General features: G+C 46.6%; 7 protein-coding genes and 3 pseudogenes. 6 read left to right on the top strand and 4 right to left on the bottom strand.

Going from position 1 to position 12,854, the window contains the following annotated elements:
- Window positions 1-137: 137 nt before the first annotated feature.
- From PKHYL_RS15315 to PKHYL_RS15275, 5 genes and pseudogenes are all read left to right on the top strand, one after another.
- Entirely contained in the window at window positions 138-1,037 is a 900-nt protein-coding gene (locus PKHYL_RS15315; RefSeq protein WP_240365533.1) for a CBS domain-containing protein, read from the top strand.
- A 275-nt stretch (window positions 1,038-1,312) separates the two neighbouring features.
- Window positions 1,313-2,879 (top strand): annotated as a pseudogene (gene lnt, locus PKHYL_RS17815) (apolipoprotein N-acyltransferase).
- A gap of 136 nt (window positions 2,880-3,015) precedes the next feature.
- Entirely contained in the window at window positions 3,016-3,471 is a 456-nt protein-coding gene (locus PKHYL_RS15285) for a hypothetical protein (RefSeq protein WP_240365528.1), read from the top strand.
- 353 nt (window positions 3,472-3,824) lie between these two features.
- A pseudogene (locus tag PKHYL_RS15280) lies at window positions 3,825-5,328 on the top strand (peptide MFS transporter).
- A gap of 272 nt (window positions 5,329-5,600) precedes the next feature.
- The gene (locus tag PKHYL_RS15275) at window positions 5,601-7,418 is read left to right on the top strand and encodes an aminopeptidase P family protein (RefSeq protein ID WP_071002850.1); all 1,818 of its coding nucleotides are present in this window, start codon (window positions 5,601-5,603) and stop codon (window positions 7,416-7,418) included.
- A 214-nt stretch (window positions 7,419-7,632) separates the two neighbouring features.
- Here the strand turns inward: PKHYL_RS15275 and PKHYL_RS15270 are convergent, their stop codons facing one another.
- The 4 genes from PKHYL_RS15270 to PKHYL_RS15255 form a co-directional block, all read right to left on the bottom strand.
- A complete protein-coding gene (locus PKHYL_RS15270) occupies window positions 7,633-8,418 on the bottom strand; it encodes a hypothetical protein (protein ID WP_071002851.1) in 786 nt (261 codons plus the stop codon).
- 163 nt (window positions 8,419-8,581) lie between these two features.
- Window positions 8,582-9,916, bottom strand: coding sequence for a beta-ketoacyl-ACP synthase II (fabF, locus tag PKHYL_RS15265; protein ID WP_071003747.1), 1,335 nt, complete (start codon window positions 9,914-9,916; stop codon window positions 8,582-8,584).
- A gap of 153 nt (window positions 9,917-10,069) precedes the next feature.
- On the bottom strand, window positions 10,070-11,308 hold the full coding sequence (locus PKHYL_RS15260; protein ID WP_240365527.1) for an anhydro-N-acetylmuramic acid kinase: 1,239 nt from the start codon (window positions 11,306-11,308) through the stop codon (window positions 10,070-10,072).
- Entirely contained in the window at window positions 11,301-11,462 is a 162-nt protein-coding gene (locus tag PKHYL_RS15255; protein WP_240365526.1) for a hypothetical protein, read from the bottom strand. The genes PKHYL_RS15260 and PKHYL_RS15255 overlap by 8 nt, the downstream gene beginning before the upstream one ends.
- A gap of 143 nt (window positions 11,463-11,605) precedes the next feature.
- Here PKHYL_RS15255 and tyrS point away from each other — a divergent pair.
- Window positions 11,606-12,821 (top strand): annotated as a pseudogene (gene tyrS, locus PKHYL_RS15250) (tyrosine--tRNA ligase).
- Window positions 12,822-12,854 lie beyond the last annotated feature (33 nt).

Below are 12,854 nucleotides of genomic sequence, written 5' to 3'. Positions count from 1 at the left end.
GGTATGTCTGTTGTTTGCTACACAGATAATGATAAGCTCGCTGTTTTATTTGGCGCTTTTGTCCCCATCTAGGCTCTACTTATTTTATGAACGGTTATTCTAATTGCCATTAACTAAAGAGGTTAAATCACACCACCATGTCTGACGACACTCCCAGCCCGAGTAGTTGGTCGATGCGCGGCTTAAAACGCTGGCTATCGACCGCCCCCGAAACCCGTGATGAATTGATTCGTCTGGTACAAGACTCGCGCCAGTTTTTAGAGCCCGATACGGTCGATATGTTAGAAGGCGTGCTCGATCTGCCGGCGACACAAGTGCGCGAAATCATGACGCCAAGGCCGCAAGTGATTGGTCTGCACGAAAGCACTAGCCTTGACGAAGTGATGGACATCATTCTTGATACGACGCACTCGCGCTATCCTGTTTTTGATAGTCAAGATGATGATGCGGTCATTGGTATCTTATTGGCAAAAGATTTGATTCCTATTCTGGTGCACATGGTACGCAATCAAGAAGACAAAATCGATAGCAAACGTCTAAAAGACTTGGTGCGCCAGCCATTATATATCAGTGAAACAGCTCGTTCAGATACCCTGCTGCGCTCATTGCAGCGCACGCAAGTGCATATGGCGATCGTCGTTGATGAGTTTGGCAACTTTGGTGGTGTCGTTACCATGGAAGACTTGTTAGAGGAGATCGTTGGTGACATCGTCGATGAGCATGATGACTTCGATGAAGACAGCGATATTAATAATATCGTCCCTGATCCTGAAAAGCCAAACACATGGCGCGTGCAAGCATCCACGGTGATTGAAGACTGTAATGAGGAGCTTGGCAGTCGTTTTGATGATACCGATGTCGACACGATGGGCGGTCTGGTCATGCAAGCGCTCGGTTTCGTTGGTGATTTAGAGGGTGAAAGCGTGGTGATAGATGATTGGCAAATCACCATCACTGATGTGGAAGGGCGCTTTATCCAAAATCTAGAGCTGACCAAAACCAATGGGGATCAGCAGATATTGATAGGCAGCCATTAATTTGTTTGTATTCCCATAATCAATAGTTAGTGATAAAACATTCTTAGCATATCCAATAAAAAACACGATGAACCATCGTGTTTTTTGCTTTCTGCCTTTGCATTTTGGTATGAGACTTTCGCGACGTAAATTTACCCATTGATGGGTTTTGACTGGTATCATGGGTGGATTTTATTTGTGGTCCTGCATAGAGCATTATGCAGTCAGTTTTTGCTTGGGTTTTGTCTCAGTGCTGAGCTGTAAAATTTTGAAAAATATGGTTTTGGATAACTGCTATGCGTCTGTCTACTGTTGATTTACAAAAACGCCTGAACCCTGAACAGCCAAAAGGCTTACATCTGGGACTGACGGTACTGATTGCTTTGCTGGCAGGAGGCGCTTTCACACTTGCGCTCGCGCCTTATGGTATTTGGCCCATCGCTTTGGTATCGCCCGCTATTTTGTATGCGCTATTGATGCCGGAGATGACAGGTCGCCGCGCCTTTCTAATCGGTCAAGCCTATGGGACGGGGCTTTGGTGTGTGGGTGCGTTTTGGCTGTACACATCTATCCATGTCTATGGTTCGACGCCCGTATGGCTTGCGCTGATTATGATTGCGCTGATGGGCCTTGGCATGGGGTTGTTCCATGGCTTTTGGCGCTGATTTTTAATCGAGTGGTTGGCAAACAGCCTTTGTCTTTGCTGCGCTCTGGATACTTCAAGAGTGGATGAAAACGTGGCTATTCACAGGCTTTCCTTGGTTGTTTGTCGGTTATGCATTTACGGAGCAATATTGGTTGTCATCCTTGGCGCCTGTTGCAGGGGTGTTTGCGGTTTCTTTGTGGCGGTATTATTGGGAGCCAGCGTCGTTGAGCTATTGCGTCGCCGCGCAGGCTATATGATTCCGTCGTTAGCTTTGCTGGTTGTTAGCTGCTCGCTATGGTTGATCAATCCGCAGTGGACCAAACCAAAAGGCACGCCTGATTTATCAGTGTCTTTGATTCAAGGCAATATCCCGCAAGATCTAAAATGGCTTACTGAGTATCAAATAGAAACCCTAAAAATCTACGCAACCTTGACTCGCGATGAGTGGGGCGTGACCTTGTGCTGTGGCCTGAGTCATCGATTCCGATGTTTCAGACAGAAGCGGTCGGTTTTATCAATGAAATGGTCAAAATGGCCAAAGAGACGGACACGGCATGGGTGACGGGCATCCCTTATAAGGACGAAGCCGCGTTTGATGCCAGTAAAGATAAATATGCGCCGTTTTATAATAGTGTGGTAGCGTTAGGCGCTCAAGCAGAGGGTCTGTACAAAAGCAGCGCCTCGTGCCCTTTGGTGAATATATTCCGTTTGAAGGGTGCTTGATATCCTGCCAAATCTGGCAGGTAGCCAAGACATCATGAGTTATAGCCGCGGTAGTGACCAACAGTCACCGCTACGAGTGCGCGGTCATAATTTGGGCGCTGCTATCTGCTATGAAGTGGCGTATCCAGATACCACGCGCAAAAACGCGATTGGCACAGACTTTTATTGACCATCTCAAACGATGCGTGGTTCGGTACGTCGGCAGGCCCGCTACAGCATCTACAGATGGTACAGATGCGCGCGCTCGAAAATGGTCGCTGGTTTATGCGTGCGACCAACACGGGGTGACAGCTATCATCGACCATAAAGGTCGCATCGTAGCGCGTGCTCCGCAGTTTGAGCGCACCGTACTACGCGGTAATATACAGGCGCGCGTTGGTAATACGCCGTTTATGCGTTTTGGCCAATATCCTATTTTGTTTATTATGGCGCTACTGCTGATACTGAGTTACTTGGGTAAGCGTCCTAAGAAGTTAGTACGTTTGGGTAAATAACTGTCATCAACGCTAAAAGCGAATAGTAAAATTGATGATAATAAACCCTTTAAATACTTAAGGGTTTTCACAAATCAGTATAAATTGCGATATAATAGGTCAATATTTCAAATATTTTGTGCAAGGTGGATAAGGTATGTCAGAAGGTATCGTCAATAACAATCCAAAAAAAGAGCTGTTATACACTCTAGGTGGCATTGCCTTGTTTTTAGGTATTGTCTTACTTATTGGTATTTCTGCGTTTTTGCGTCCAGCAGGCGAGCACATCACGGCGACGCCAACGGAAGCATCAGAAGCGGCTGATGAGGCAGAAGCCATTGCTACCGAAGACGCTGCTGCCCCAGCTGAAGCAAATGCTGAAACAGCACCAGTAGATGCAGCAGCACCTGATACGGCTGCAGATGCAACCGTCACCCCAGCGACAGATGCAGATAGTGCAGTCGTCACTGCAGAAGCAGGTACAGCGACCGCTTCTGGTACAGTAAGCCAAGCGGCTGTTGCCGATGCTGATTTAACTGCTGAGCAAGCGGATGGTGACTTAGATGCTGGGGATGCTGGCACCGCCGCTGATGACACAGCAGTAGCGCAGTAATTTTGACATTGCAATTTATTGTTTATATAGCAAAAAACGACTCTTAAGTGAGTGGTTATTAAAGTCTCTACTAGCAGTAATATCAATACGATAGGACTGCATTGAAGACCACAAAAAAGCTCGTTCTCTGGGATTGAGAGCGAGCTTTTTTGTGGTGTTTGTGTAAGTTTTAGCCAACTTTTTCTTTACTTGGGTATAACCAAGTGAAACAATGTTCCGCCTATATGACCGCTTATCGGAATAATTAGGCATTTGGTCATTACCAAAATAACCTTTAAAGGAATAAAGTTGTGAGTACACAATCAAAATCAGAAGCTAGTGCGGCTGAGCTGCAAGCACTAGACAATGGCTTTATGGGTCATCCTGCGCCATTACGCTCGTTGTTTTTTACTGAGATGTGGGAACGTTTCTCTTACTATAGTATCCGTCCGCTACTCGTGCTATTTATGGTAGCAACAGTAAGTAGTGGTGGTTTTGGGTTTGATGAAGTCACGGCTTCTGCTATCTATGGTATTTTTGCTGGTTCATTATATTTGGCAGCCGTACCGGGCGGTTGGCTAGCAGATAACTGGCTGGGTCAAGAGCGTGCCCTGTGGTGGGGTAGTATTGTGATTGCCCTTGGTCACTTATGTATTGCGCTTTCTGCCATGTTTGGTATGACGCTGTTTTTCGTCGGTTTGATCTGTATCGTTTTGGGGTCAGGGCTATTTAAGACCTGTATCTCGGTAATGGTAGGGGCTTTGTATCCTAAGGGTGACTCTCGCCGTGATGGCGGTTTTACCTTATTTTATATGGGTATCAATATTGGCGCACTCTTGGCGGCGCTCATCGTTGGCGTATTCAAAGAAAAAAGGCATGTGGCACGTCGGTTTTGGCGTTGGTGGTTTAGGGATGCTCGTATCCTTGCTTACCTACCGCTTTATCGCCCGCAAGAACTTGACGCGTTATGCGCAGGCCAAAGGTGTCGATGCCGAGTGGGAGCAATCCAATGATCGCTACAAAAACATTGGCCGTTGGGTAGGTGGTTTTGTTGCATTGTTGGTCGCTGCGGTGCTGTTAATCTCTACGGGTATGGTGTCATTCAATCCTGAGATGGTGGCGGAGTATATGACCTATATCATTGCAGCCGTCGTCATCCTTTACTTTGCCATTATGTTTATTTCACCGCGGTTGGATAAGACGGACAAACTGCGCTTGCTGATCTGCTTTATTTTAATCATTGGCTCGACGCTATTTTGGTCAAGTTTTGAGCAGCAGCCAACCTCTTTTAACCTATTTGCCGATCGTTATACGGATCTAAATGTTATGGGGTTTGAAATACCAAGCATTTGGTTTCAGTCGCTGAACCCACTATTTATTTTAATATTGGCGCCTATCGTTAGTATTATCTGGGTCAAGCTGGGTAACCGAGGTCTTGAGCCGAGCAGCATGGCGAAATTTGCACTCGGTATGCTACTTGCCGCCGCTGGTTTTGCCTTGATGATTTTTGCCTCAAAAAGCATCTTAGCGCCTGGTGCTGGCTTAGCATCGCCTTTATGGTTGGTGGGAAGTCTGCTGTTATTGACCCTTGGCGAGCTTGCGCTTAGCCCGGTAGGTCTGTCATCAATGACCAAGCTTGCACCAAAAGGCATGCAAGGTCAGATGATGGGGTTGTTCTTTGCTTCTATTGCGATGGGTAACTTGGTTGCGGCCTTCTTTGGTGGTCATGTCTCAGCGGACAAAATCGAAGGTTTGCCGACCTTGTTTACTACCATGACGATCTTCTTGGTAGTCTCTGCTGTGATACTGTTGGTATTGGCCAAGCCTATCAATAATATGCTGCAAAAAAGCGAGCATGCTGACGAGGTAAGCCAATAAAGACAGATAACTGGTGTATGCAAATCCTCTATCATGCCCGTAGAATCAGTCCATAACTCATGATAAGACGTGTTACCATAACTGGCAGCACGTTTTATTATTTCAATCAGTGAGATATTTTTTAGGCTATTGAAAGCCTACATTCTGCCCAAACATCTAGTTATGTTCTACTGCAATACTATCAAGCAGCATCTAATAAGACGACTATTCATAGTTGCTACTCACCTCTCGATTTCTAAATAATTTATCTAAAATAAATAAGGACACATTCAATGAACAAACAAATCATCCAAGCGCGTATCGATACGCTACGCAAAACACTAGTGGCTCAAGACCTCACTGCGATCATCATACCCTCTGCCGATCCACATCTGTCTGAGTATTTGCCAGAGTATTGGCAAACCCGTCAGTGGCTATCAGGATTTACGGGTTCAGTAGGGACGCTTGTCGTGACGGCTGATTTTGCTGGTCTATGGACGGATAGCCGTTATTGGGTACATGCCGCTGAGCAGCTAGAGGGTACGGGTATCACGTTGGAGAAGCTGGCACCTGGTCAACCAAATCATATCGACTGGCTGGCCGATCATTTGCAAGAAGGAAATAGCGTGGCAGTTGATGGTAATGTGCTCTCTATCGCTGAGCAAGATCGACTATTGAAGGCATTTGATGCCAATGATATTACCTTGATCACTGAACGTGATGTATTGACGAGCGTTTGGACAGATCGTCCAGCACTGCCAGATGCCAAATTGTATGCACATGATGAGCCGTTTGTTGCGCAGTCTGCGACTGCAAAACTTGCGGCAGTACGCGCAGGCATGGCAAAAGTAGGTGCGACCCATCATTTACTTTCAAGCTTAGATGACATCGCTTGGTTGACGAACTTACGCGGTGCTGACGTTGATTATAACCCAGTGTTCTTAGCACATATGCTCATTGATACAGACAGCGCAACGTTATTTGTTGATACCGATAAAGTGAGCGAAGATATTGCACAAAGTCTAAAAGATAGCGGTATCACATTGGCTGATTACTCTGCTGTACAGGATGCATTAAGCTCATTAACACCAGAAGATTTATTACTGTTAGACCCAAATAAAGTTGCTGTTGGGACACTCTCCAAAATGGCAGACGATATTGGCTTTGTTGAGCAAATGGCACCGAGTACACTGCTCAAATCTGTCAAGTCTGACTCAGATATCGATCATGTGCGTGAGGCAATGCGTCAAGACGGTGCGGCTTTAGCTGAATTCTTTTCTGAGTTTGAGCAGCGTCTAGCAGCAGGCGAGCGCCTGAGTGAGCTGGATGTAGATAGTATGCTGATAGAGGTGCGTAGCCGTCAGCCGCATTATGTATCGCCAAGCTTTCCAACCATCGCGGGTTTCAATGAAAATGGGGCATTACCGCATTACCGCGCAACGCCAGAGCAGTTTAGCTATCTTGATGTGGCTGAGGGTGAAGGTGGTTTACTACTCATTGACTCAGGTGCTCAGTACCAAAACGGTACGACAGATATCACTCGCGTGGTCGGTATTGGCCAAGTTACCGCTGAGCACAAACGTGACTTTACGACCGTACTCAAAGCCCATATTGCGCTCGCTCGTGCTCACTTCCCTGATGGTATTGCCTCCCCATTGATTGATGCGATTTGCCGCGCCCCATTGTGGCAAGCTCAGATGGACTATGGTCATGGTACTGGTCACGGTGTTGGTTATTTCTTAAATGTGCATGAAGGCCCGCAAGTCATTGCTTATAGCGCCAGCACATCAAAAGAGCGTGCGATGAAAGTCGGTATGATTTCAAGTAATGAGCCAGGTTTGTATCGCGAGGGCAAATGGGGTATCCGTATCGAAAACTTGGTTGTGAATACACCAGTTCCTAGCCCTACTGAGACAGAGTTTGGTCAATTCTTACACTTCGAAACCATCACTTATTGCCCAATCGACACGCGTCTGATTGAGCCATCACTACTGGATCAAGTCGAAATTGATTGGTTAAATAGCTATCATAGCCAAGTGTATGCTGAGCTGAATGATCGAGTGGAAGGCGCTGCCCTTGAGTGGTTGACTGAACGTACCAAAGCCATCTAGTACCTAGCTCAAGTAATATAATGAGTGGTGTCAAATTCGCTTAGTCTACTGGATCTAGTACCTACGCTTGTTTGCCTTGTTACTTACGTTTTTGAAAGTGGTATAAAACAAGGTCAATAATTTTCAAGCAAACATTAAAAAGCCCCGTAAATAATTTACGGAGCTTTTCGCGGTTTATGCTGCCTGATTTTTCAGGACAGATAGTGCATTACCGTTAGTGAATGTTTTTTGTAGAGGCGTTTTTAGTAGGAGCAGGCGCGTTTTGCTCACTGAAATGCTGTGTCATCTCGGCACGTAGCCAAGATTTTAGGTTTTCCGACATCAGCATCATTTGCTCACTCAAGTAGTCGTCGATTTGACTCTCAAGCTCACGAATCAGTGTATGATCCGTCGCATCCAGCTCACTGTCTTCTAGTACCAAGTTGATCGTGGTATTGGCGTTGTCTGGTATATTTTTGATGGGCTTATCACTCAGGGTAGCATCCTGTTTGCTAATCGTCTGACTGTCAGTGCTGTTGTTATTCTCACCACTTGCTGCGCCCGTGCTGACTTTCTCAGTTTTTAGGTGATCCACCGCATCGTCTATAGCCTCTTGTTCGGTTAGATTGTCTTTTTTATTATGGGTTTTATTTGCAGCCAGCTCCTCATTTTTTTCTTGTTCTTTTTGAGCTGCTTCTGCTTTGCGCGCCGTCTCTTCGGCCTCTTTCTTCTGGGCTTCTTCCAACTGCTGCTTTTCAGCCGCCGCGCGTTCTTGTTCTTGTTTGTCTATGATCGCTTTGGCAATGGCTTGCTCGGCATTATAGTTGTCATACAGCTCATCCACATACGCATCCAAATCATGTGTATTGAACTCAAAGCTCTCAAATACAGTCTCTGCTTGTAGTAGGGTCGTGATGTCTTTTAGCTCTTGGGTAATGGCTGCGCGTACGGTCTCAGGTGCACACGTCCAGCGCTGATAAAACTGATGGGAAAATGAGTAGCTTGACATGGTATCTTCCATAAATGTTCCAAAATTACCCCTTATCATACGCAAGTACGATAAGGGGCTGCAAGTGGACAAACGTAGCCAAACTGACACCAACGTTACAACGTGGCAAAGTAGCGAAGCGACAAAGTGAGCATACGATAAAGCGGTATCGCATCGCACGATAGGCTTTTGGCTATTAGTGGTTGGTAGGCCAGCGTGCAAATATCAAGGATCCATTGGTACCACCAAAGCCGAAGCTGTTGGATACAGCATATTGCAGGTTATCGACTTTACGTGATTGGTTGGCCACATAGTCGAGATTGCAGTTGTCTTCTACCTCTTCTAGGTTAATCGTTGGTGGTACGTGCTGATGCTGTAGGGCAAGCACCGTAAATATGGCTTCTACGCCGCCCGCTGCACCAAGTAGGTGTCCTGTCATAGATTTGGTTGAGCTCACCAAAATGCTGTCTTTCACTGGCGAAAATACGGTTTCGATAGCAATTGATTCAGCGACATCACCTGCAGGGGTACTGGTACCGTGCGCATTGACGTAACCGACGCTTGCGGGTTCAATCCCAGCATCATTGAGGGCATTGCGCATGGCTTTTGCAGCGCCGCTACCATCTTCTGGTGGTGCGGTAATATGGCTCGCGTCATCGCTCATGCCAAACCCGACCAGCTCTGCCAGTATGGTGGCACCGCGCGCTTTGGCGTGAGCAAGGCTTTCTAAGACGATCATACCAGCACCGTCACCCAGTACAAAACCGTCACGGCCTTTATCAAACGGACGTGATGCTTTGGTTGGCTCATCGTTACGTGTGGAGAGGGCATGCATGGCACTAAAGCCTGCTATACCAAGTGGGCTTGAGCCTTTTTCACTACCGCCAGCCAACATGACATCAGCATCACCATAAGCAATCAAGCGTGCTGCTAAACCCATGGCATGAGTGGCAGTGGTACAAGCCGTTGATGTCGCAAGATTTGGACCTTTTAAATTGTGTTTAATCGCGACCAACCCCGCTGCCATATTGACAATAGAGCCTGGAATGATAAAGGGTGAGACTTTGGCAGCCCCTTTTTCACGTAGGGTATCTCGGCTGTTTTCGATGGTTTGGATACCACCAATACCTGAACCCAAGATAATACCAAAGCGATCTTGGTCAACCCCTTGTACAGGTGCATCAGTGGCACTGACTTCATCGATAAACCCTGCATTCTTCAATGCCATAGAAGACGCTGCAATCCCGTAATGTATAAACTCATCATAGCGGCGCGCATCTTTGGCGCTCATGTACTGCTTGGCATCGAAATCTTTGATCACACCTGCGATTTGTGCGCGGTAGCCAGTCGCGTCAAAATGGGTGATCGGTGAGATACCGCTGTCGCCATTGAGCAATTTGGTCCATGAGCTATCCACGTCTAGACCAAGTGGGGTGATGGCACCCATACCAGTCACCACCACACGCGTATCATCAGAGCGCTCATAATGAGGCGGTTTTTGACGCGATTTGTATACAGGAGCTGCGGTCATATTATTTGTGTCATCATTGGTGGCTTGGTCGATAGGTGAAGTGCTGTGTTGGCTCATGCGATATGTCCTATACTTACGGGTCCTAAGAGGATGGCGTTTTTAAAGTTATTATAAAACACATTGGTGCACGTATGTAAACTAAAATCTAACTGGTCAGGCAAAGCAAACTTGCCCCAATACCACGCCTTTATTGGCACCAGTTACAGCGGGTAGATTACCAGTTTCACCCATCAATGTTTGTCTGGCTAACCAAGCAAAAGCGACTGCCTCTACCCATGTTGGTGCCAGCCCTAAATGATCTGTGGTCATCACTGTAGAGTGGGGTAGATGGGCTTGCAGACGCGTCATCAGATAATCGTTCAAAGCACCGCCACCGCAGACAGACACCGAGCTATTTTTATCAGTAGTTATAAAATTATTGATCTGCGCGCTTGCACTCATGGCAGTTAGCTCAGTCAAAGTGGCTTGTACATCTGCAGATGAGTAGTGGGTATAGACAGAAGTTTGATCGAATGTTTGTAGCTCATCTTGTAGCCAAGCTAAGTTGAAAACTTCGCGACCCGTGCTTTTTGGATGAGGCTGAGTAAAGAACGGATGTGCCAACAGCTGCTCGAGTAGTGGCTCGATAATTTTCCCAGACTGCGCCCAAGCACCGCTCGCATCATAGCTATTATCATTATGCAATGCTGTCCACGCATCCAACAATAAATTGGCAGGTCCCGTATCGTAGCCAACAACCTGATATTTTCCATCAGCAGGCAAGACGGTTATATTAGCAATACCGCCCAAATTTAATATCACGCGTGTGTCATCAGATGCGCCAAACAGTGCTTGGTGGAAGGCAGGTACCAAAGGCGCACCTTGACCACCGACGGCCATGTCACGGCGACGAAAGTCACTGACGACGCTAATGCCTGTACGCTCAGCGATGATATTGGCATCGACCAATTGCAAGCTAAAACCCATCTGTGGACGATGGCGTACCGTTTGCCCATGACAGCCAATCGCCAGTACTGATTCAGCATCGATATCTGCTTGCTGTAATAAGGTATTGACTACTTCGCTGGCAAATTCCGCATATTCGCGGCTTGCCCAACCAAACCAGTCAAGCTCGCTAGTTGGCTCATCGGCCTCTGGTACGAGTTGATTCACACCATTGGGCTGACATAATGCCAATAGGACCTCACGCAATCGCGGTGGAAAATCTTGACTATACGTCGCCAGCAGCTGCATTGGCGGTTGGGTGCTGTCTTTATTACTGATGCTTTCTTTGTTGGTAGTCTCTTTATCAGCCATGTCGTTACTGAACTGACAAATAACCGCATCCATCCCGTCCAAACTGGTGCCTGACATCATGCCGATATATAAACCATCATCGAAGCTTTCAAACACCGTTTGCTCCAAGCGCGTCGGTCAGTGTGGCATAGTTCGAATTATCATCGGTCAAATCATCAATATCGTCTGAGCCATTACCCAAACCATTATTCATAAGTAAGTCGGCGATAGCATTGTGTTCAGTGTCAGCAATGGATGCGGGGTTGGTCATGGCAATTTACCTTAAAAAACGCTAGTATATCCGTCAAATTCTAGCATTTTTTCTAACCCTTTGAGCTGCTAAACGTCATAAGGGGTTGCGCCAGTAACCAATATTCCTAAAAATCCCAATTCAAGCGATATATAGAGAGCATCATGACCGATCAAACCTACACCCTAGAAGAACAACTGGCCCTAATTCAGCGCGGTACGCAAGAGATATTATCTGAAGACGACTTAGTGGCTAAGCTAAAGCTCAACCGTCCGCTACGTATCAAGGCAGGCTTTGACCCGACCGCACCTGACCTGCATTTAGGTCATACGGTACTGATCAATAAACTCAAGCATTTTCAAGATTTGGGTCATGAGATTTATTTTCTAATCGGTGACTACACCGCTAAAATTGGTGACCCTTCTGGTAAAAATAGCACGCGTCCGCCATTGACTGATGAGCAAATCAAAGCCAATGCTACGACCTACGCTGAGCAAGTATTCAAAATCTTGGACAAAGAAAAAACCCGCGTGGTCTTCAACTCTGAGTGGTTCAGTGACATGAGCGCCGCTGATATGATTCAGCTTGCGAGCCAGCAGACGGTCTCGCGTATGCTTGAGCGCGATGACTTCTCGAAACGTTACGCATCGCAAACGCCTATCTCAATTCATGAGTTCCTCTACCCATTGGTACAAGGCTATGATTCTATCGCCCTAAAAGCGGATGTTGAGTTAGGTGGTACAGATCAGACCTTTAACTTATTGATGGGTCGTACGTTGCAAGGCCGTTATGGTCAAGAGCCGCAAGTGTGTATTACGGTGCCGATCTTAGAAGGTTTGGACGGTGTCAATAAAATGTCTAAGTCGCTCGGCAACTATGTTGCTATCTATGATGCACCAGGCACCATGTACCAAAAAATTCTATCGATGCCAGATACTTTAATCCAACGCTATTTTGAGTTTTTGAGCTTTAAGCCAATGGACGAAATCGAAGCCTTGATGGCGGAAATGGAAGCTGGTCGTAATCCACAAGAAATCAAACGTATCCTAGCCGAAGAATTGATTGAGCGTTTCCATGATGCGGATGCCGCTGCCAACGCGCATAAATCAGCAGGCAATGTCCTAGCAGATGGTGAGTTGCCCGTTGATTTGCCAGAAGTGACATTGACGCTTGAAGAGGGTCAAGAAGCCTTGTTTATCACACAGGTATTAAACCAAGCAGGTTTGACTAAGAATAGTGCAGCGGCAAAAGACATGATCAAGCGCAATGCAGTCAAAGTCGATGGTGAGGGTGGTCAATGCTGGCTTTAGCTTAACCTCAGGTCAAACAGTTGTGATTCAAGCTGGTAAAAAGGCTTATGCAAAAGTGACGATTGCTTAAGCGCTTGCTCACATCAATAATGGCTTGAGGAGA

Source organism: Psychrobacter sp. KH172YL61 (genome assembly GCF_007182895.1).
In the GTDB taxonomy this organism is placed as follows: domain Bacteria; phylum Pseudomonadota; class Gammaproteobacteria; order Pseudomonadales; family Moraxellaceae; genus Psychrobacter; species Psychrobacter pacificensis.
This window is presented reverse-complemented; position numbering and strand designations above follow the sequence as displayed.

What these genes read in the sequence shown, in the direction of transcription:
- PKHYL_RS15315 (WP_240365533.1), top strand. Translation starts at nt 138, where the DNA reads ATGTCTGACGACACTCCCAGCCCGAGTAGTTGGTCGATGCGCGGCTTA.
- PKHYL_RS15285 (WP_240365528.1), top strand. Translation starts at nt 3,016, where the DNA reads ATGTCAGAAGGTATCGTCAATAACAATCCAAAAAAAGAGCTGTTATAC.
- PKHYL_RS15275 (WP_071002850.1), top strand. Translation starts at nt 5,601, where the DNA reads ATGAACAAACAAATCATCCAAGCGCGTATCGATACGCTACGCAAAACA.
- PKHYL_RS15270 (WP_071002851.1), bottom strand. Translation starts at nt 8,418, where the DNA reads ATGGAAGATACCATGTCAAGCTACTCATTTTCCCATCAGTTTTATCAG.
- fabF (WP_071003747.1), bottom strand. Translation starts at nt 9,916, where the DNA reads ATGACCGCAGCTCCTGTATACAAATCGCGTCAAAAACCGCCTCATTAT.
- PKHYL_RS15255 (WP_240365526.1), bottom strand. Translation starts at nt 11,462, where the DNA reads ATGACCAACCCCGCATCCATTGCTGACACTGAACACAATGCTATCGCC.